Genomic DNA, 19,826 nt, shown 5'->3' on the forward strand with positions numbered 1-19,826 from the left:
CCAAGGTTAACTAGACTTACATAAATCTTCCCAGCAGTTCTTTCGCTTCCGTGAACACGCCAATTGCCGATTCAAGACCAACATTTGTGGTGTTCATACCAGTGACTAATGTGTCTTTGGTGGTGTCAACGGTATTACCTAAGTCAACAACGGTTTCTCCAATTGTGCTTAAAGTATCCCGTAATTCCTGCGCCTTACTAATTAACTCCTCAAATTTTTCTTCTTCTTGTTTTCGAGCATCAGCGACCAATTCTTCGGATTTGTCGCGGGTTTCATTTGCCTTTTCTTCCACTTTGGCTTGAGAGGTTTCAATCACTTCATCAATTTCGCTATTTAGTTCAGAAATCCGTTCTGTGAGTTCAGAAATCGCTTCCTCAGAAATACTGCTTTGCACGCGATCGGAATTTTCTTGAATTTCCTCTTCATGGCTTTGTAGCTCTTGGGAAATATCTTCGTTGAGACGATTTTCCGTTTCGGTCGCCTCCTCCTCTAACTCTTCACTAACCTCGTCAACTTTACTGCGGAGGGTTTCCAAACCTTCTTCAATGTTATCGAACAGTTCTTCTAAATCCGTTCCCTTCGTATCGGAGTCTTCAGCGAGAGATTCTAACTCAGAGGTGGTATTTTCTAGTTCCTCCTCAGCTTCGGATTGCAATTGCTCGGTTGTATCTTTAAGGGTTGCAATACCATTTCGTAAGGCTTCTCCTTCTGATTGCACTTGTTCTTTAGCAGAATTGACGCGATCTAAAAGGGCTTGTGCTTTCGTTTCTAAATCACCCCAATAAGAATCAAATTGCTCTGCAACTTCCACTAACTGTTCCCGGGCTGAAATTAAATTGGTTTCGGTTTCCGTTGCGCGATTCATTAAGGCTTCCAGTTGATCAGCAGTTTCGAGCGCGGTACTTTCAAAATCGATTGCCATGGTTTTGTCCTCTAATGATTAATATTTACGATGAGTGTGCGTTATGATCAAGTTTTAGAAACGGATTCTCGCAGAGATCTTGTTAAGACTAAGCGAGTCCTAGTTTGGAGGCTTGCTCTTCAACAGCTTGAATTCCTTCCTGAATCGGATCGACATACTCCCATAACTCGTCAATGAGAGGTTCAACAAGCTGGCGAGTCCCTGAGGATTCTTCTTTGGAGTCAGTAATGGTAGCGGTCATTTCATCAACGGAATCAGTCACTTGTTTAAGCCCATCATCAATGACTTCTTGCAATTCTTGCTCAATTTTGGCTTGAGCTTCATCCATCATGCCGTTCACACCGCCATACATCGACCCTAAGACTGCATCTAAATTATTGGTGAAGTTTTCGGAAATATTGCGAAACTCAGATGCCATCGTCTCAACTTTACTTGCAACTTCCTGTTGATTGTTATTCACTTCATTGCTGAAGTTATCAACTTCTTCGCCCATCGTATTTTTGGCAGAGTCCAGTTTTTCGCGAAGCGCGTCAATTTTTTCTAGCGTTCCCTCCATGGCGGATGTCAGTTTTTCTTGATTAGAGTCTAGAGACTCACGAGCGTTCTCAAAAGTGTTACGGGTTTCCTCTTCAGCAGAATCTGTCTTGCTCCGACCATCTTGGATTTTGCCTTGCAACTGACTAAACCGAGATTGAGTATCTTCCACCTGAGAGCCCAATTTATCTTGAGCTTCTTCGAGAAATGTCGTTAAGTTAGAAGCACTGTCTTCAAATTCAGCAATTCCCGATTCTAAATCGGATTGACGGGTTGAGGTTTCCTCCCGCATTTCGTTGAGTGCGTTTTGCACCTGTTCTAAGATTTCCGTTACTTGCTCTTGTTTGCCTTTTGCATTATCCATTAAGGTTTGCGCTTGTTGTTCCACCGCTTCGGATTCAGTAATAATTGTTTCTAGGCGAGTGGGAAACTCAGTTACCATCATCGAGAGTCTATCTAAAGCATCTGCTAAACCAGGCATTGTTTTTCTCCTAATATTAATGTGATTATGGGTGTTCAGTGTGGGTTAGAGGTTAGATTTAGAAACCAACGAACTCTAACAGTTCATTCATGGCAGTAATGAGGGCTTTTGCTGCTGCCAATTGCGGGAGAATCGGCGAAATTGCGCCAGTGACGCTGGTGCCAGTGGTCATTAAGGTAATATTTTCTGTAACTTCAGTTGCCATACTCTTCACAACATCATCAATGGCTTCTTGAAAAGTCTCTTTCATTTGTTCAGTGACTTCATCACGGGTATAGTTTTGAGTATTTTCGAGGATTTCAGTTAAGCGATCCTTGAGTTGGTCTCCGAGATCGGAAGTATCATCGCCAAAGGAGTTCATGCTGTCTTCAAAGTTAGTGACGGTTTCTTCAAAGGTAGAAGTAATCTCACTTAATTTGTTATCCGTCAAATCAGAACTAAAATCAGAGAGTAAGGATTCTAAAGTCGCTTTGAGGCTATCGCCAATTTCATTGGAAGTCTCATCAAAGTCGTTTTCTGAATCCGACTGAGCACTTTCCATATTTTGTTGGTGGTTGCCAACTTTTTCCTCATAATTGGAGAAAGAATTCTCAGTTTCTTCGCGGGTATCCGATAAGTTATCTTCTAAGGTGGAAATGGCTTCTGTGAGTTCACTAAAGGTCTGAGTTAACTCCTCATAGGTACTGTCTAAATCAGACTGACGGGAATCAGCTTCGGACTCAAAGTTGGTTTCTGAGTCTTCAATGGATTGATCTGCTTCATCGAGCTTCCCTTGCAGTTCTTCTAGAGCTTCCTGTAGGGCTTGCATAGCCTCAATGGTTTCGGTGCGCGACCCTTCAAACTCATTTCTTGTCGTTTCTAAGAGTTGAGCGGTTTCTTCTAATTCGGTTTCGACTTCTTGTTGTGCTTGTTCGAGTTGGTCACCGGTGCTACCTAATTGTTGTTGAAGACCAGCCATTGTTTCAGCAGCAACATTTAAGTTGCCTTGAAGAGTCACTAATTTCTCAGTTGCCTCTTCAACATTCATTCCTAATTCTGCAACGTCTGCCATGATTTTTTGCTCCTATTGTGTTATTTGGTGAACTGAAAAATTAGAGAACTTTATCAATTGCCTCAAGGACAGGTTTCACTTCTTCAATGAGATCTGTGACTTCCCCTACACTGTCAACAATCTCACCAATTTCCCCGTCGAGTAATTCTGAGGATTCGCCTCCTGCGCGATCGACAACATCTAAGGCTTCGCTAACCCCGTCGGAAGAACTGGTGAGTTGCTCAATGAAATCTTCAGCAAACTTACTGGTCAAAGCAGTAATAATTTCATTGGTTGAGTTGTCAGCGTTCGTTTCAAGGACTTGTTGCTGATTCTTGCTTTCATCAGAAACGGTTGAGAAGTCGTCCGATAAGCTCTCCATTTTTTCTTTCAACTCTTCTTCGAGAGCGGTGAACTGCTCTAAGAGGTTGTCTTTTTTCTCGGAAAAGCTCTCAGAAAGAGAATCAACGCCACTTTTGAAGTTATCGAGATTGCTTTTTGCTGTTTCCCGATGATTGTCCATCTCTTCGCCTGTTTCTTCAAGATGTTGGGAATATTGATCAAAGTCAGAGCGGGTGGACTCTGCTTGCTCATCTAACTCACCTTGAATTTCCTCTTTACGATCGCGCACATTTTGAAGTTTAGTTTTGAAATTATTCAGTTCTTCTTCAACTTTGCTACTAATGTCTTCGATTCGTTGCTGAAACTCCTCTAGACCACTATTCGATTGTTCTAACTCAGCTTCAAATTCTTCCTCAGCCGTTTCCAGTTCTTCTAAAATTGCTTCCCAGTTCTCATGGGCTTCTTGACCGGCGTTACTGAGGGTTTCCACCAAGTTATTGGTAAACTCGACAATTTGATCAACTTCATCCAGTGCATTGGTCCCGTCTAAGAGCAGGGCTTGGGATTGTTGGTCACATTGGTCAATTAAAACGTCAATACTTTCAGCCATGTTATTTGTTCCTCTCAATGCTGTTATCTAATTATTGGTCTCTTTGCAGAGGGAGTATGCACTTTTCTCAAAAATTTAGTGAAACTTTTTTTGGTGATCAGTTCTTGTCCTGATCTGCTTGGGCTGCACAGACTGTATCACAGCCAATTCACACTAAAGCTGCACCTCTTTGGAAAAGGGGAGAGTAACAAAAACAAACAGGCAAAATTAGGAATGAAGGGCTTTGGTTAACTTGAGATATAGTTCCTTTTGTTTTTTGAGCTCACTCTGCTGAGCTCGCAATTTGTCAACTTGAGCTTTATATTGAGTTTGCTGATTTTCTTGATCTAGAGTTTTTTCCTCGTAGATCTCGTTGACCGCCTTTAACGCATCTCGGAAAGATCGTTCTTCTTCTTCTAACTCCAAGCTCAACTCTTGGAAAATTTTATCTAAAAGGCTTTTCAGCAACGATTGATAATAACCAGCTAACTTTTCCTTAAGTTTATCGGTTGTTTCTTCAATTTTGAGTTTCTGCTCTCGGTTATACTGATTAAAGAAAAATAAATAAACCGCAGCAATCACAATTCCAAACAAGGGCGGGAAAGCAGCAAAGTAATTGGCAATGAAGGCAAAAATCTGTTTTCGTCCTGCTGTTAGATTCATGAAGGCTAATCCCATGGTTAGCATCATCATGATTTGCATCAAGTTACTTCTGAGTTGTTTCATGATGTAACTTGCGAACGAAACTTGATTATAGTGGCTGTCACACTCATGCTGCATAAACGATCCCATCAAAATATTTTCAATATCAATGGCGGGAGGAGATGGAAAGGGAGATTCTGGTAAGAGATTGGGGACAAGGTTGAGTTTGTGATGGGAGCGATGATGTAATCCTTTTAATCCGCCATTTCCGTAGTTGTTGAGGATTTTTTTCCCATTCCGCATAAGCCCAATTTCTTAGCTCGCGACAAATAAATTTCAGTAATTTCTGGTTAATGTCTCGACTGTCTGCTGATTCGGGAGTGCTGAGTTGGATATAGCACATTCCTTCTTTCTTCAAAACAATCGAATCGAGGGATTGCACCATGGTGTGAAGCTGGTAACTCACACTGTCTTTATGAGGAAGGAAGAGTAACTGTTCTTTGGAGCGTGTAAAATCAACTTTGACTTGCTTAAAGAAGCGATCTTTATCTTCGTTGACTTCAGCAAAGACTTTTTTCGCAGTTTCTTTTAAGTTAATAGGACCGATTGATTCTAAGTTAGATTGTGCTTGGTTTAGCTGGTTTTCTAGTTGTTCTTCTTCCTGAGAAAGGGCTTCATCAATGGGGTCTAATAAAGGAAGTGTTAGTCTTGATAAACGCTCAGCAAGGATATTTTCGGGTTGGCGTTTAACGAGATTTTCTAAGGACTTAAAAAAATTAGTTTGTATCTTTTTTAAGGATTTAGGTAACTGATCCAGATCGGGGAGGTCTTGATCGGTCAAAACTTGCAGACAAACAGTAATCAGGTCAAAGTCTTTCTGTAAGGTCTGTTTGTCCAGCCAATCTTGTAATTTGTTTAAGTAGTCAGAGGATAATTTTTCTGTTTCTGGATCATCTGGTGAGGGAATATCAGCAACAATTAGTTGTTTGTGAATGAGGGTACTATCCAGTTTTTGCAGAAAATTCTCTTCCTCTGAGGTGAGGGGTTGACGAGAATTAACCACCATGACTAAAAAATCACAGTTGATACAGTCCCAGTAAAGGGGAGAGGAACTGTAGTCAGGAACTTCAAAATAACTATCAAAGGAAAATTCTGCGATTTGAGGCTTGGATTCTGGGAAGCCTAAGTGAATTTTATCTCCAGAATCAACTTGTTGAGAACCTTTGATTTGTTGACCATTAATAAATGTACCATTGCGACTATTTAAGTCACATAATTCCCAGATGCCATCCCCATCTTTTTCGCCAACAAAGCGGATGGTTGCGTGTTGCTGAGAAATGCCTCGGTAATGGCTAGCTGGCAGCGCGATCGCGCAAGTTTCATCTCTGCCAATGTGATAATCTTGATTCGGAAATAATTCATACCGTCGCCAACTTTCTGTTCCCCCTTCTGTCAAATATTGACGTAAACTTAAATAACCTTTATGTTCAGATTCAATGCGCTGCGGGACATCTGGCAAATGGCTATAGTTAATTTGACAAGCCCCAGTCAAGGTTTGATTACTACTAATGATGTTATATAACAGTTCCGCTAAAATCGAATCTTGGCTCACAATTTGCAGGCTCACTTGTTTCTGACTCAGATCTTGTTGAATCTGAGTTAACTCTTTAACCAGACTGTCTAGCTGCTCATTTAAGCCCGCTTTTTCTAGAAACGTTTGGAGTTGGCTAAGGGTTTGTTCGACTTTATCTGCTTTAGATGCCATCTTAGATTAAATTGAGAAAGGTTTGCTACAGATTAATGGGGGGGGGTTTGTTAATTAGCAATTAATATAGCGTTTCTGATGCGGTTGAGGTTCAAAGTGATTCGGTGGGATCTGTGGTTTGGGATTGTCTAAGAATCCGTTAAGATAAGAATTCGACTAGACAGACAAGGAGCAAGACGTAGTGGCTGAATTTGATTATGATCTAATTATTCTCGGTGCAGGAGTCGGCGGACATGGCGCAGCCCTTCATGCCGTCAAACGTGGACTCAAAACTGCAATTATTGAAGCCAAAGATATGGGCGGAACTTGTGTCAATCGCGGTTGTGTTCCTTCTAAAGCGTTACTCGCAGCATCAGGACGAGTCCGAGAATTACAAGATTCCCATCACTTAGAAAGTTTAGGGATTAATGTTGGGAACGTCAACTTCGATCGCGCGACGATTGCTAATCATGCCCAAAACCTTGTGGAAAAGATCCGGGGCGATATGAGTAACAGCCTTGATCGCCTCAAGGTGGATACAATTAACGGTTGGGGAAAAGTGGTCGCGCCACAAAAAGTGAGCATTCTGACAGAAGAAGGGGAAAAAACCATCACTGGCGAGAATATCATCCTCTCTCCTGGTTCTACGCCATTTGTTCCCCCTGGCATTCAAATTGATGGCAAAACGGTTTACACGAGTGATGACGCGCTGAAATTAAACTGGATTCCCGATTGGATCGCGATTATTGGTAGCGGTTACATTGGTTTAGAATTTTCCGATATTTATTCCGCCCTTGGGTCTGAGATTACCATGATTGAAGCGTTAGATAATCTCATGCCTGGTTTTGATCGCGATATTGCTAAAATTGCAGAACGAGTTTTAATCAAACCCCGCGATATTGAAACTCACACGGCTACTCTCGCCAAAAGCGTCAAACCCGGTTCTCCTGTAGTGATTGAACTCGCAGATGCGAAAACAAAAGAAGTGAAAGAGGTTTTAGAAGTGGATGCAGCGTTAGTTGCGACAGGGCGCATTCCCGCCACAAAAAACATTGGGTTAGATAATATTGGCGTAGAAACCGATCGCCGTGGTTTTATTCCCACGAATGATCATTTACAAGTCACTGTCAACGGTGACCCCATTCCTAACTTATGGGCGATTGGCGATGCGACGGGTAAAATGATGTTAGCTCATACCGCTTCCGCACAAGGGATTTCGGCGGTAGAAAATATCTGTGGCGATGACCATGTCGTGAATTACCGCGCGATTCCAGCAGCAGCCTTTACCCATCCCGAAATTAGTTATGTTGGCTTAACTGAAGATGCAGCCAAAGAACTTGGAAAGGAAGAAGGGTTTAAAGTGAAATCGGTTCGTACCTATTTCAAAGCGAATTCTAAAGCCCTCGCGGAAGGGGAAGAAGATGGCGTGGCAAAAATTATTTATCGTCAAGATACGGGAGAATTATTAGGAGCGCATATTATCGGAATGCACGCTTCTGATCTGATTCAAGAAGCAGCCAACGCGATCGCGCAAGGTCAACCGGTACAAAATTTAGCCTTTAATGTCCATACCCATCCCACCTTATCTGAAGTGTTAGATGAAGCCTTCAAACGGGCAGAAGTTAAGGCTTAATGATTGGTGGTTCTTTTTTCGCAGAAACTCATGCTAGTCTAGTCTTAGACTAGCCTAATTTTGAGCTAAACACAATTATGAAAACAATTGGTGCTTATGAGGCAAAAACTCATTTGCCAAAGCTATTAGATGAAGTTGCTGCGGGAGAACAAATCACAATTACAAAACATGGACATCCTATAGCAATGTTAACGCCTCTTCCTAACAAGAAATCTGCTGATGTTTCTAGTACCATTCAGGCTTTACGGGCTTTGCGTCAGGAAATGAGTTTGGGAGGATTATCAGTACGAGAAATGATTGAAGAAGGGAGACGGTTTTGACAGGGTTTATTTTAGATTGTTCAGTTGCAATCAGTTGGTGTTTTGAAGATGAAAGTGATCCCTATGCTGAGCGCGTACTTGACTCTTTACTAGAAACCAGTGCCATTGTCCCTCAGTTATGGACATTAGAAGTGACTAATGTTCTTTTAGTAGGAGAACGTCGTTCTCGTCAAACTTTTGCACAAACGGAACGAGCAGTCGCCTTATTAGAATCTCTCCCAATTGTGATTGATGATCAAACTGTAATACGTGCAATGGGACATATTCTTTCTCTTGGGAGAATGCAATCTCTTTCTACGTATGATGCTTCTTATTTAGAACTTGCAATTCGTGAAGGACTGCCTTTGGCAACCCTTGATCGGAAGTTAGCTCAAGCTGCTAATAACTGCGGTGTTTCTCTATATTTAACTTAATTAATTACTAATTCTAATTAATTTTTTAATTCTGAAAAATTTTGATTGACCATGAAAATTAGAAGACGACCTCCTAATCCTGCTGTTAATGTTGATACGGTGCGCTATCAAGTGGCGTTTCCCAATGATGAACCGCAAAATATTTTAGAAAAAATTGTTTGGCAAAAAGAGAAAGAAGTGGATCGCCAACGGGAAAAGTTGCCATTTCTTCAGTTAGGAAAACAAGTGAAAGATAATGCTCCCCCAATACGGGATTTTTTAGGGGCTTTGCACAATGGAAAACTGAATCCAGCATTAATTGCAGAAGTCAAAAAAGCCTCTCCCAGTAAAGGGGTGATCCGAGAAGATTTTGATCCAGTTGCCCTGGCGAAAACTTATGAAGAAGCAGGGGCAAGCTGCTTATCTGTTTTAACCGATGTGGAGTTTTTTCAGGGCAGTTTTGAAAATTTAGGGTTAGCTAGAAATGCAGTTAATCTTCCCCTTTTATGTAAGGAATTTATTATTTATCCTTATCAAATTTATCAAGCGCGGTTAGTGGGTGCGGATGCGATTCTATTAATTGTTGCGATCTTAAATGATCAGGATTTAAACTATTTTGTCAAGATTGTTAATAGTTTGGGCATGACTCCTTTAGTAGAAGTGCATACTTTAGAAGAACTCGATCGCGCTCTCAATATTGATGGCATTCGTCTCATTGGGATTAATAACCGTAACTTAGAGGATTTCTCTGTGAATGTCCAAACAACAGCCGATTTAATCGCTCAACGCCAAGAACAATTCGATCAAAAAGAGATTACCATAGTCAGTGAGTCGGGATTGCATACGCCTGCGGATCTGAAAGTGGTACAAGAAGCTGGAGCAAATGCGGTCTTAATTGGAGAATCACTCTTAGTGCAACCAGATCCCAAACGCGCGATCGAATCTTTGTATAATAGGTAGCACAATGATTTAAATGCCCTTCATCGGTTAATTCCCTGTTGGCGCACCTCCTCGCAAATATTTATGGAACCGTTACCTCTTCCCTCCCACGTCCATTACGAGTTACTCTTGCAACTCCTCGAACGACAAACCATCACTGCAACTTACACCAACCCGACTTTACGAGAACAAACGCGACAACTGATTATCACCTTACGCAAAGCACTCGCCCAACAAAAACAAATTGAAGCTCTATGTGAGCAAAGCAATTATCCTGTGGATTACCGTTGGTCATTGAATCGAGATCCGCAACGAGTGGAATCTTTTAGCTCTGAGCAGTAAGGTGAGATAATATAACCCGCTAACTCCGACCGCCTTGCGCGTAGCGAAAGCTACTGTCGCAGACATCGTGTTGTCATCAACAGTTAACGAAGCCTCAGAGAAACCGAAAATATCTAAGGTGGAAACAGTTGCTTTGAAAGATAATGGGAGGGGACTTTGCACCGATTACTAGATACAAAGGAGATGCTATGGAAAATAAAGATTTACTCATGATTCCTGGGCCCACGCCGGTACCAGAAAACGTCCTACTCGCCCAAGCCAAACACCCCATCGGTCATCGTAGTCCAGACTTTAGCGAAATCATTGCTGAAATTAATGAAAACTTAAAATGGCTGCATCAGACGCAACAGGATGTTTTAACCGTTACCGCCAGTGGAACCGGTGCCATGGAAGCGGGAATTATTAACTTTCTTAGCCCTGGCGATCGCGTGATTGTTGCTTCTAATGGTAAATTTGGGGAACGCTGGGCAGAAATTACTGATGCTTTTGGCTTACAAACCGAACGCATTACCGCAGAATGGGGTGACGCAGTTGATCCAGAAGTCATCCGCGAAAAATTAGAGGCGGATACCAGCAAAGAGATTAAAGCCGTTATTCTCACTCATTCCGAAACTTCTACTGGGGTTTTAAACGACTTAGAAACCATCAACCGTCACGTCAAAAATCATGGGGAAGCCTTGATTATGGTTGATGCTGTAACCAGCCTTGGTGCTGTGAATATTCCCATTGATGAGTGGGGCTTAGATGTAGTTGGCTCGGGTTCGCAAAAAGGCTATATGGTTCCACCAGGATTAGGTTTTATTGCGGTCAGTGAGAAAGCATGGAAAGCCTACGAAACTGCTAAAATCCCCAAGTTCTATTTTGATTTGGGAGCGTATCGTAAATCAACTGCTAAAAATAGTACCCCTTTCACCCCGCCGATCAATCTCATGTATGGGTTACAAACGGCTCTCCAAATGATGCGAAACGAAGGGTTAGAAAACATTTTTGCCCGTCACGAACGCAACACTTTAGCCACGCGAGCAGCGATGGAAGCCCTTGGTTTGCCCTTATTTGCGCCGAATAATGCAGCTAGCCGTGCGGTGACAGCAGTTGCACCAACAACGGTGGAAGCGGAAAAAGTCCGTTCGGTCATGAAAAAACAATTTAATATTGCTCTTGCTGGCGGACAAAATCAACTAAAAGGAAAAATTTTCCGCATTGGTCACTTAGGCTTTATCAGTGAACGGGATGTTTTAACGGTTGTCGGTTCTCTGGAAGCAACTTTGCGAGAACTGGGACATGAAACCATGACTCCTGGGGCTGGCGTTGCAGCAGCTGCTCGTATTTTTGCTGAGTCTTAGTCGCTGATACTGCAATCAAAAATTATTAATCATGGGGTTGGGTGGATAAAAAAACACCCAACTTTTTTGTTCTTGGTTCTTGGGTAGAGACGTTCCATGGAATGTTTCTACATCATTGGTAATACCATTTCTAAAAAGTCAAGTTACAGTTGATCCCCCCTTCGCCCCCCTTAATAAGGGGGTTGGGGGGATCGGTATGTAGCACCAGTTTATCGAAATGGTATAACGGCTTACCCCTCCTCTCTGTTCCAATCTTGGGATCAATCTCTCACCAACCTTTACCCCGACTAGGGATCGCTAATGTCAGGATTCTATGACATAATGATCCCCAAATGAGGCATCCAGTCGTCAAACCTTGAAAAAAAGTAGTGTTGCCTCTTGACCTCAACCAGTGATCATCTGCTAAAACAGTAAGTACAGCGATCCCCACAACCCGCTCAATTATCCTGTCGTCCTCCAACACCAAAGCTAATGGCAAAAGCACGTCCTCCCCTAGAAGAAATGACATTGCGCCAACTGCGAAAAGTAGCGAGTGAGTACAATATCTCTCGTTACAGTCGAATGCGTAAAGCGCAGTTACTCGAAGCAATTAAGACGATTGAAAAGCAAACGAAACAATCTCCTTCACCCGTCCACGCATCAGAAACGCAAGAGGTGATGGAGGCAGCAAAATTTGAATTGGGAACTAGCGATAATATGATGAGCAGTGACGATTTAACCTCAGTGGATGAAGGGCTTCCTGAGTTGCCAGGGGGTTACGGCAAAAGTAGGATTGTTATGATGCCTCGGGATCCAGAATGGAGTTATGTCTATTGGGATGTTCCGAATGAGCATAAAGAAGAATTACGCCGTCAGGGAGGTCAACAATTAGTATTGCGTCTCTATGATGTGACTAACCTAGATTTGGATGCACAATCTCCCTACAGTGTCCAAGAGTATCCAATCGATGAACTGGCCAGAGAATGGTATGTTCCCATTCCCACTAGCGATCGCGATTATTTCTGTGAAATTGGCTATCGCTGTCCAGACGGAGCATGGTTGATGTTAGCGCGATCGGCATCTGTTCACACGCCTCCTGTTTATCCCTCGGATTGGATTGAAGACCACTTTATCGAAGTGGATTGGGAAGAACATCTTGAAGCGATTCCAGAACAAGAGTTAGCCTTACCCGAGTCCAACGGTTCAAACTCAAGAAGACAACGCTTAGAAGACCGCAACTGGCAAATTTACGAAGAAATCTTTGAAATGTCTGACCCTTTAGAGGGGGAAAGACTGGCGGGATCATTTTACAGTTCCATGCCACCACGATCCACCACTAGTTCTTTTGTTTTTCCTTCGGGGGCAGGGTTGTGGGCTGTCCCTCATCGAACCGATCAGGAGACTCTAACCACTGCTGAAGCAGAAATGACTCCACAGGTGGCTTTGGTTGGAGAGGCGGAATTAATGGTTTCAGGGAAAACAGAACCCAATTCAACGGTTGTCGTTGGCGAAAAACAGGTTCAAGCCAATGCTGAAGGTCAATTCCAATTTCAGGTTTCTTTTACCAATGGTGTTGCAGAATACCCTGTTGTTGCCTACTCTAGTCAGGGTAAGCCAATCTTTTCCATGGAGATGAAGTTTACTCAACAGAGCAATACAGCCGATGTTCCTGTCATTGGAAAAACGGTTATGCAATGGTCGTGAGTTGATTAATAGCGTTCTTCCACTGCTGAGTCTGTTTGGGGTTCAGTAAAAGAGGGCATGGGAGAAAATGTATCGATCGCGTTATTGGCTGAATAGTAGGTGATGATCGCGGGAGGGATGGTCAGGGTCAGAAGCGCGATCGCGCTCCCGAGTAAACTCGCCCATCTATAATTTTTCGATTGAGCAGACCTGCCAGGCAAACTACTGGAATCCATACGGAAATAAATAATTGGTAATGAAACAATATGAGAAAGAGGAATGATGCCGTGCAACTGTTCCTCAGTTTCTATTTTAATCATTCCCCCTGAAACCATTGTGTCGTAAAGAACAAACTGCAATGAATTAGGTAAACGTTTGTTACGAGAAGGGGAAAGGGTGACCAGTTACCAGTTACCAGTTATCAGTTACCAGTTATCAGTTATCAGTGACCAGTTACCAGTTACCAGTTACCAGTTACCAGTTACCAGTTACCAGTTACCAGTTACCAGTTATCAGTTACCAGTTACCAGTTACCAGTTATCAGTTATCAGTTATCAGTTACCAAAGAACCAAGAACCAAGAACAAATAACTAACGAGAAGAATAGGCTTGCATCGGTTCTTTAATCCAACGGATGTAGAGATGCTTAAATAGAGAACGTAGGACTCGCGGTGCGCCAAAATCAATGGCATAAAGCTGATCAGAAAGTTTCCAATCTTGAACTTGTAAAGCCGTTGCTGTTTCTAGAGGGAAGTTGATTTCATTGATTTCAGGACAAACCCCTTGGCGCATAGATGCAGTAAGGGTCGGCACTTGTTGCGGATTGACCCTCAGAATTTCAACGAGGGCGCGGTCTAAGGCAAAAACGTCTGTAGAAGCCCCGAGCAAGCCCAAGAAGCGGGGTTCTCCTGCACTGGGGCCATTCCCTTCATGTCCAATAATGCCATCAATCAGGGTTAAATTGGGCGCGATCGCGCTGGCGGTTTCTACCAACATCTCCCCGAAGCGATGACTATCTTTCCCTGCTTCCATGTGCCACCAAGCCTTCATTTTTCCTGGCACACAACCAAATAAATTTTTCACCCCTAAAGTCAAAGTTAATTGACTATGAGATTTCACTTTTGGCAAATTAATCACCACATCTGCTGACATGGCTTCTTTCGATAAGCGTAGATGATTAAAGGTTTCGCTTGCGGTTTCGTAGCGTTTGCCATGAAATTCAACGATTGGAATTTCTAATGCTTCTAAAAGGGGTAAATAACCGTTTGCTTTCGCCACCCCATAAGCACTGCCAAACGCTGGACTATCGCCAATAAAAGGCTTTCCTCCCGCAGCTTTTACCAATTTTGCCGCAGCAGCCGTTACTTCAGGGCGAGTGATACATTCTTTGGTGGGACGAGAGGCAGTGAGAAAATTGGGCTTTAGTAAAACCTTTGCCCCTGGTTGCACAAAGGCTTCAATTCCGCCGAGAGGGGCTAAAACTTGCCGAATCGACTCTTCTAATGCTGGAGATTCGTAGGAAGATGCAGAAATTAAGCTAACTGTTGCTGACATAGATATCTAAAAATAGAATTTATCGATCATTATGACAGAGACTTTTCCACGCTTGCGCCACAATATCACTAAGCCATCGTCTTTGAGACGCATCTAACCAATGGTCATCCGCAAGGACTTCTGCGGTTAGTTCGTCTAAGGTTTGCCCTTGTGCCTTCGCAATTTGGACAACTCCCGCGATCGCAGCAGCAATCAGTTCTTCATCAACGGGGTTTCCTTTCAGTGCTTCTATTTCTTCTATGGTCGCTGGGATGGGATAATTCATGGCTGGTTTACAATACACAGTGTTTTCTTAAAGAATAATAAGAAAGTTAACTTTTGTTAAGCGTTTTTAATTTTTAGTATCTGAAAGTTTAGCGTACTTTCTCCACTATTGACTGTCAACTTGGCACACATTTACGGTTAGTAACGAACAATTATGGAAGAAATCCTCTATATCGAAGTCCCTGTCAGCAATCCCGCCCTCGTCTATCATTGGTTGCAAAAAAATTGGCAAGTTGATACGAGTTGCAAAAAAACTACAACTCAAGGCTTAAGGCTACAGTTCCCGAACACATCTGGAGAATTGTCTGTTTTTCTCTGGTCAGTGCAAAACACTACTTATCTCAAAGCCTTTCGTTGGGGGAACTTTCCGCCAGCGTTTGCTCGCCGTTTAGGGCAGAACTTAAAAAACGCTCTCCAAAAAGCATTTCCCCCCGCCTATCCCGAACCCCCTAAGATTGACCTCTCTCAAGAGTCAATTTTTTCCGCACTTGCTGAACAATATCCAAAAACTGTCCATTTTTTCCAAAAAATACCCAATGGTGAATCGGCACTCACTCGCGCTTATTGGTGGGAACAACGGTGGCGGTTAGAAGCTCGTAATCCGCAACAACCGAAAACTGTCGTTAAACGAACAACGAATGAGACAGAAAACTCACCTGATTATGATTTAATCTATGTGGGCGGAGCATTAGGGGTGATCAGTGCTACACTCATGGCGCAACGGGGATATCGGGTGTTACTACTCGAACGTCTCCCCTTTGGACGCATGAACCGCGAGTGGAACATTTCACGCCAAGAGTTTCAAGCGTTGATTGATTTAGGACTATTCACGGGTGATGAGTTTGAAAGCCTCATTGCCAGAGAATACAAAGACGGGTTTAATAAGTTTTTTGATGGTAATAATCCCCCGCATCTGAAAGGGGATGTTTTATACACGCCAACGGTTTTAAATATTGCCCTCGACTCAGAAAAACTGTTAGCGATGTGTGGCGAAAAGTTTATCGCTGCTGGGGGTGAAATTTGGGATGAAACCGAGTTTGTGGAAGCAGAAGTGAGTAACACCGCCGTAACGGTTCATTGTCAGCATTTACCCAGTGCAAAGCCTAAAAAAGCGGTAGGACGGTTATTAATTGATGCGATGGGATCAGCGTCTCCGATTGCATGGCAACTGAATGGGAAGCGGGCGTTTGATAGTGTTTGTCCGACTGTAGGCGCAACCGTAAAAAGCGGTTTTCCTGAAGGGGTTTGGGATTCTGATTATGGGGATGTTTTAAACTCTCATGGGGATATTTCTCGCGGACGACAACTGATTTGGGAGTTATTCCCAGCTGCGGAAGAAGAACTGACCATTTATCTCTTCCATTATCATCAAGTGCATCCTGATAATCCTGGCTCTTTATTAGAAATGTATGAAGATTTCTTTACAATTTTGCCTGAATATCGTCGCTGCGACATGGAACAACTGCAATGGAAAAAGGCAACCTTTGGTTATATTCCAGGTCATTTTAGCGTTGGCGATCGCGATCGCGCGGTTGCTTTTGACCGTCTTCTCGCCCTCGGAGATGCAGCCTCGTTACAATCGCCTCTTGTTTTTACTGGGTTTGGTTCACTGGTGCGAAACTTAGATCGACTGACCACCTTGCTAGAAACGGCTCTCAAACATGATTTATTAGAAGCCAAACACCTGAACCAAGTTCGGGCTTATCAAAGCAATGTTGCTGTAACTTGGCTCTTTTCTAAAGGAATGATGGTCCCTACAGGGAAAACCCTTCCTCCCCAGCGCATTAACGCCATGTTGAATACTTTTTTTGGCTTACTCGCCAATGAACCCCCAGCAGTCGCAGATACCTTTATTAAAGATCGCGCAGGTTGGCTTTTATTCAATCGTCTCGCCTTAAAAGCAGCTTGGATGAATCCCGCTTTAATCCGTTGGATTTGGGAACAAGCAGGGGCAAAAGACTTTTTCCGTTGGGTGGGAAGCTATCTCAGCTTTACCCTTGACGCGATCGTTGGTTTCTTATTCCGAGGTTGGTTTCCGCAATGGCTGGAAAAAAATCAATCTTGGCTGGAAAAGCGATTTCCTGCGCTGTGGCTGAAAGGACTCAGTTTTAGCTACTCCTTAACGAATGGCTTAGGCAGATTGCGCCCCAAATAAGGACTGCATTGTCGGGTGGGCAATGCCCACCCTACGACTAATGTCAATTAATAGTTGTATCAGGAAATAGCTCTCTCCCCTTTAGCGATAATCTTGACGCTGAATATCTCGCAGTCGGGCTTCTGGACGTTTGAAGCGATCAAGCTGCGATTCAAAAAATTGGCGGTTGGCTTGTAGATGTTTCGGGTTGGGATCATCAAGAGGATATAGCAACGCTTGACGTAACGCTTGAATCACCGCAGAAGTCACACAATACATCGACCGTTGGAAAGTAATCCCCAACTGAATCAACATATCTTCTTCCCCGCGACAATGTTGACGATAATAGTCTTGCAAATAGTCGGGAAGGAAATGCAACATATCTTGCATCAGCAGTGTTGGCGGAATGCCAGCCGTTCCCACAGGGAAGACATCGGCGTAAAGAATCCCATAATGGAAGTCTTTTTGATTTTCGGGGACTTCATGGGCTTGGGCGTTATAAGATTTTGTCCCTCGGAAAGGCGCAGTGCGATAAAAAACCGCTTCCACATAGGGTAACGCTGCTTCATAGAGCCAAGTAAAGCCTTTACTTTTGGGGATGATTTCATACATTTCCCCATCAATATAAACGTGATGATAGATGGGGCGACCTGCAATGGCAAAAATGCCATTCACTAAGAAGTTCATCGCTTCAGGAACCGTGCTGATCGTGCCTTCATCATAGCGATCCGACATTTCAAAGAAAACAGGTGCCATGACTTCCCAAAAGAGTCCGAGATTGGCGTAATAAGACTTTTCTCGCACTTTTTCGAGGAACATTTCAGGGAAGAGTTTATATAAGCCCAACATCAAAGGATTGTTTTTAAAGTAGGCTTTGATCGCGCGATCGGCATTATTCCGATATTCTTCGCTGTCAAGATACTGATCAAACTTCCCTAAGCCCATATCGCGACCATGCCAAAACATGGCTTTCATGCAGGCTTCCGCAAATTCCATATTGACGCGATCGTGCCATAAATGATGAAAGAGACGGGGAATATTTTTCGTTTCTCCCTTCTCCATAAATTCTAAAAGTTCGGGATGGGCGGTTCCTCTTCCGCGCCAAACTCTTAAGTCAGCATTATCGCCAGCATAATGATTTTCTAGATCGAGATAGTCTTGAGGAAGGAAGTATTTAAAAGCTGGAATGGGATTAAGAAAAACTCGTTCTGCAATATAGAGTAAGTCCCGCCAATAGAAGTCCATGGGGACAGCATAAGCCTTATAAATCCCGATAATTTGCATTAAGTTTTCGGGGGTATCAGGAAGCATTGCGCCACCTGCTTCGAGGCGGTGAATAATATCTGCAAATTCGTGTTGAGAGGGAGGCAGTTTTGTTTGCGTTTCAGTTGTCATGGTGATTTGTCTTTTGTTATTGGTTACTGGTCACTGTAAAAGGTTTGTTGTTGAGAATTTTCAGAAGATGCGATCGCGCTGGAATAAGTATCTGGAATCTGAGGAGACAGTAAAGAAACCACATCCGTTGTTGTTGGTTCAATCCAATGGACTAACCAGTTTGGTTGAATCCCAAATGCAAAAATAACTGCGGTTAAAATTAGGGCAGGCAATCGTTCTGACCATAAGACTCTCGGATAATAAGATATATTATTATCCAATTTTCCGAAGCAAGTCCGATTCAAAAGAATGACAAAATAAACTGCTGTTAATCCCGAAGCAATAATGCACAAAATTGTTTCGATTGGGAAGCGGGAAAAACTACCTTGAAATACAATATATTCCGCAACAAATCCCACTAATCCAGGAATTCCTGCACTTGCCATTCCTGCTGCAATCAGTAAGCCACTGGTGAGGGGTAAACCGCGAATTGGGTTCATTAAACCATTTAAAACTGCGCGATCGCGCGTTCCCACTTTTTGTTCAACCGTACCAATGAGTTGGAATAAGAGGGCAAGAATTAAACCGTGACTGACCATTTGCGCTACTGCACCTAACACACTCAAAGACGTGCCCGCAGCAGAGGCGACTAAAATATAGCCCATGTGACCAATAGAACTATAAGCAACCATCCGTTTAATATCTGCTTGCGCGATCGCGGTTAGAGCTCCATAAATGACACTAATTACCCCAATAATTGCTAACCCAGGGGCCGTTAAATTCCAAGTTTCTGGGAATAGTTGTAAGCCAAAGCGAATAATGCCATAAGTCCCTAATTTCGCGAGAATTCCTCCTAATAAAATCGCAATGGGCGGGGAGGCTTCCACATAGGCATCGGGTTGCCAAGTATGGAGGGGAACTAAGGGCGTTTTCATCGCAAATCCCACTAAAATTAACGTCAGTAAGACAAGTTGCGTTTTAATGGATAAACCCGATGTTGTAATATTTTCGTATTCAAAATTACCCGTTTGATTGAGAAATGCTAATCCTAAAAACGCAGCCACAATTAGTAAACCAGACACTGCTGTATAGAGAATAAACTTGGTCGCTGCATAGCCTCGTTTTTCACCGCCCCAAATACTAATCAAGAGATAAAACGGAATTAACTCCACTTCGTAAAAGAGGAAAAATAGCAGTAAATTCTGTGCCATTAACGCCCCAGCAACGCCAAAGTTCACTAACAACACAAGACTGTAATAAAGACGAGGACGTTCAATTTGAGAACTCGTACTAAAAATCGCGATCGCGCTTAAGAAACTATTAAGACAAACCAACGGTAGCGAAATTCCATCTATACTAAGATGATAATTCAAACCGATTGTTTCTAACCAAGGCAAAAACTCAGAAAACTGAAAGCCACCTGTATTGAGATCAAACTGCAAAAATAAATAAATTGTCCAAACAAAAGGCACAAGCGCGATCGCTAAGGCAACTTGACGCAAGCGATCACCCGTTATCTTCCTTGGTAATAAACTAATGATTAAAACTCCGACAATCGGAATAATCAATAAAGCACTCAGCATTAC

General features: G+C 42.9%; 19 protein-coding genes. 8 read left to right on the plus strand and 11 right to left on the minus strand.

The window, feature by feature from the left end; all coding sequences use genetic code 11:
* Positions 1 to 16: 16 nt before the first annotated feature.
* The 6 genes from PCC7418_RS17110 to PCC7418_RS17135 form a co-directional block, all read right to left on the minus strand.
* Positions 17 to 922 (minus strand): hypothetical protein, encoded by a 906-nt coding sequence (locus PCC7418_RS17110; protein WP_015227443.1) that lies wholly within the window; start codon positions 920 to 922, stop codon positions 17 to 19.
* An 88-nt stretch (positions 923 to 1,010) separates the two neighbouring features.
* Positions 1,011 to 1,937 (minus strand): hypothetical protein, encoded by a 927-nt coding sequence (locus PCC7418_RS17115; protein WP_015227444.1) that lies wholly within the window; start codon positions 1,935 to 1,937, stop codon positions 1,011 to 1,013.
* A 58-nt stretch (positions 1,938 to 1,995) separates the two neighbouring features.
* Complete coding sequence (locus tag PCC7418_RS17120; RefSeq protein WP_015227445.1) at positions 1,996 to 2,988, minus strand: hypothetical protein; 993 nt, start codon at positions 2,986 to 2,988, stop codon at positions 1,996 to 1,998.
* Between the two features lie 40 nt (positions 2,989 to 3,028).
* On the minus strand, positions 3,029 to 3,919 hold the full coding sequence (locus PCC7418_RS17125) for a hypothetical protein (protein WP_015227446.1): 891 nt from the start codon (positions 3,917 to 3,919) through the stop codon (positions 3,029 to 3,031).
* Between the two features lie 207 nt (positions 3,920 to 4,126).
* Positions 4,127 to 4,624, minus strand: coding sequence for a hypothetical protein (locus tag PCC7418_RS20675; protein WP_041596313.1), 498 nt, complete (start codon positions 4,622 to 4,624; stop codon positions 4,127 to 4,129).
* An 82-nt stretch (positions 4,625 to 4,706) separates the two neighbouring features.
* Positions 4,707 to 6,305 carry an FHA domain-containing protein gene (locus PCC7418_RS17135; protein ID WP_015227448.1) on the minus strand — a complete coding sequence of 533 codons (1,599 nt, stop codon included), beginning with the start codon at positions 6,303 to 6,305 and terminating at the stop codon, positions 4,707 to 4,709.
* Positions 6,306 to 6,486: 181 nt separating this feature from the next.
* Here PCC7418_RS17135 and lpdA point away from each other — a divergent pair, with 181 nt between their 5' ends.
* From lpdA to PCC7418_RS17170, 7 genes are all read left to right on the plus strand, one after another.
* Positions 6,487 to 7,917 (plus strand): dihydrolipoyl dehydrogenase, encoded by a 1,431-nt coding sequence (gene lpdA, locus PCC7418_RS17140; RefSeq protein WP_015227449.1) that lies wholly within the window; start codon positions 6,487 to 6,489, stop codon positions 7,915 to 7,917.
* Between the two features lie 77 nt (positions 7,918 to 7,994).
* On the plus strand, positions 7,995 to 8,237 hold the full coding sequence (locus PCC7418_RS17145; RefSeq protein WP_015227450.1) for a type II toxin-antitoxin system Phd/YefM family antitoxin: 243 nt from the start codon (positions 7,995 to 7,997) through the stop codon (positions 8,235 to 8,237).
* Complete coding sequence (locus tag PCC7418_RS17150) at positions 8,234 to 8,650, plus strand: type II toxin-antitoxin system VapC family toxin (RefSeq protein ID WP_015227451.1); 417 nt, start codon at positions 8,234 to 8,236, stop codon at positions 8,648 to 8,650. Before PCC7418_RS17145 ends, PCC7418_RS17150 begins: the two co-directional genes overlap by 4 nt.
* A gap of 51 nt (positions 8,651 to 8,701) precedes the next feature.
* A complete protein-coding gene (gene trpC / locus PCC7418_RS17155) occupies positions 8,702 to 9,589 on the plus strand; it encodes an indole-3-glycerol phosphate synthase TrpC (RefSeq protein ID WP_015227452.1) in 888 nt (295 codons plus the stop codon).
* A gap of 63 nt (positions 9,590 to 9,652) precedes the next feature.
* On the plus strand, positions 9,653 to 9,910 hold the full coding sequence (locus tag PCC7418_RS17160; RefSeq protein WP_015227453.1) for a DUF5340 domain-containing protein: 258 nt from the start codon (positions 9,653 to 9,655) through the stop codon (positions 9,908 to 9,910).
* A 188-nt stretch (positions 9,911 to 10,098) separates the two neighbouring features.
* Complete coding sequence (locus PCC7418_RS17165; protein ID WP_041596314.1) at positions 10,099 to 11,253, plus strand: alanine--glyoxylate aminotransferase family protein; 1,155 nt, start codon at positions 10,099 to 10,101, stop codon at positions 11,251 to 11,253.
* 471 nt (positions 11,254 to 11,724) lie between these two features.
* Positions 11,725 to 12,936 carry a DUF4912 domain-containing protein gene (locus PCC7418_RS17170; protein ID WP_015227455.1) on the plus strand — a complete coding sequence of 404 codons (1,212 nt, stop codon included), beginning with the start codon at positions 11,725 to 11,727 and terminating at the stop codon, positions 12,934 to 12,936.
* 5 nt (positions 12,937 to 12,941) lie between these two features.
* Here PCC7418_RS17170 and PCC7418_RS17175 read toward each other — a convergent pair whose 3' ends face one another.
* The 3 genes from PCC7418_RS17175 to PCC7418_RS17190 form a co-directional block, all read right to left on the minus strand.
* Positions 12,942 to 13,235: a hypothetical protein gene (locus PCC7418_RS17175; RefSeq protein WP_150107090.1), complete on the minus strand. Its 294-nt coding sequence runs from the start codon at positions 13,233 to 13,235 to the stop codon at positions 12,942 to 12,944.
* Positions 13,236 to 13,505: 270 nt separating this feature from the next.
* Positions 13,506 to 14,468 carry a DUF362 domain-containing protein gene (locus PCC7418_RS17185; protein WP_015227457.1) on the minus strand — a complete coding sequence of 321 codons (963 nt, stop codon included), beginning with the start codon at positions 14,466 to 14,468 and terminating at the stop codon, positions 13,506 to 13,508.
* Positions 14,469 to 14,487: 19 nt separating this feature from the next.
* The gene (locus PCC7418_RS17190) at positions 14,488 to 14,733 is read right to left on the minus strand and encodes a hypothetical protein (RefSeq protein WP_015227458.1); all 246 of its coding nucleotides are present in this window, start codon (positions 14,731 to 14,733) and stop codon (positions 14,488 to 14,490) included.
* A gap of 153 nt (positions 14,734 to 14,886) precedes the next feature.
* On the opposite strand from PCC7418_RS17190, the gene PCC7418_RS17195 reads away from it, so the two are divergent.
* Positions 14,887 to 16,887: an NAD(P)/FAD-dependent oxidoreductase gene (locus tag PCC7418_RS17195; protein WP_015227459.1), complete on the plus strand. Its 2,001-nt coding sequence runs from the start codon at positions 14,887 to 14,889 to the stop codon at positions 16,885 to 16,887.
* A gap of 81 nt (positions 16,888 to 16,968) precedes the next feature.
* Here the strand turns inward: PCC7418_RS17195 and PCC7418_RS17200 are convergent, their stop codons facing one another.
* Together PCC7418_RS17200 and PCC7418_RS17205 are read right to left on the minus strand one after the other, a co-directional pair.
* Positions 16,969 to 18,261, minus strand: coding sequence for a CO2 hydration protein (locus PCC7418_RS17200; protein ID WP_015227460.1), 1,293 nt, complete (start codon positions 18,259 to 18,261; stop codon positions 16,969 to 16,971).
* A gap of 23 nt (positions 18,262 to 18,284) precedes the next feature.
* The gene (locus PCC7418_RS17205; RefSeq protein ID WP_015227461.1) at positions 18,285 to 19,823 is read right to left on the minus strand and encodes an NADH-quinone oxidoreductase subunit M; all 1,539 of its coding nucleotides are present in this window, start codon (positions 19,821 to 19,823) and stop codon (positions 18,285 to 18,287) included.
* Positions 19,824 to 19,826 lie beyond the last annotated feature (3 nt).

Origin of the sequence: Halothece sp. PCC 7418, from assembly GCF_000317635.1 — a bacterium.
Classification (GTDB): Bacteria; Cyanobacteriota; Cyanobacteriia; order Cyanobacteriales; family Rubidibacteraceae; genus Halothece.

Coding starts and splice junctions, on each gene's coding strand:
- PCC7418_RS17115 (WP_015227444.1), bottom strand. CDS start 1,937: ATGCCTGGTTTAGCAGATGCTTTAGATAGACTCTCGATGATGGTAACT.
- PCC7418_RS20675 (WP_041596313.1), bottom strand. CDS start 4,624: ATGAAACAACTCAGAAGTAACTTGATGCAAATCATGATGATGCTAACC.
- PCC7418_RS17165 (WP_041596314.1), top strand. CDS start 10,099: ATGGAAAATAAAGATTTACTCATGATTCCTGGGCCCACGCCGGTACCA.
- PCC7418_RS17175 (WP_150107090.1), bottom strand. CDS start 13,235: ATGATTAAAATAGAAACTGAGGAACAGTTGCACGGCATCATTCCTCTT.
- PCC7418_RS17200 (WP_015227460.1), bottom strand. CDS start 18,261: ATGACAACTGAAACGCAAACAAAACTGCCTCCCTCTCAACACGAATTT.
- trpC (WP_015227452.1), top strand. CDS start 8,702: ATGAAAATTAGAAGACGACCTCCTAATCCTGCTGTTAATGTTGATACG.
- PCC7418_RS17205 (WP_015227461.1), bottom strand. CDS start 19,823: ATGCTGAGTGCTTTATTGATTATTCCGATTGTCGGAGTTTTAATCATT.
- PCC7418_RS17170 (WP_015227455.1), top strand. CDS start 11,725: ATGGCAAAAGCACGTCCTCCCCTAGAAGAAATGACATTGCGCCAACTG.
- PCC7418_RS17185 (WP_015227457.1), bottom strand. CDS start 14,468: ATGTCAGCAACAGTTAGCTTAATTTCTGCATCTTCCTACGAATCTCCA.
- PCC7418_RS17110 (WP_015227443.1), bottom strand. CDS start 922: ATGGCAATCGATTTTGAAAGTACCGCGCTCGAAACTGCTGATCAACTG.
- PCC7418_RS17190 (WP_015227458.1), bottom strand. CDS start 14,733: ATGAATTATCCCATCCCAGCGACCATAGAAGAAATAGAAGCACTGAAA.
- PCC7418_RS17195 (WP_015227459.1), top strand. CDS start 14,887: ATGGAAGAAATCCTCTATATCGAAGTCCCTGTCAGCAATCCCGCCCTC.
- PCC7418_RS17135 (WP_015227448.1), bottom strand. CDS start 6,305: ATGGCATCTAAAGCAGATAAAGTCGAACAAACCCTTAGCCAACTCCAA.
- PCC7418_RS17160 (WP_015227453.1), top strand. CDS start 9,653: ATGGAACCGTTACCTCTTCCCTCCCACGTCCATTACGAGTTACTCTTG.
- PCC7418_RS17125 (WP_015227446.1), bottom strand. CDS start 3,919: ATGGCTGAAAGTATTGACGTTTTAATTGACCAATGTGACCAACAATCC.
- PCC7418_RS17145 (WP_015227450.1), top strand. CDS start 7,995: ATGAAAACAATTGGTGCTTATGAGGCAAAAACTCATTTGCCAAAGCTA.
- PCC7418_RS17120 (WP_015227445.1), bottom strand. CDS start 2,988: ATGGCAGACGTTGCAGAATTAGGAATGAATGTTGAAGAGGCAACTGAG.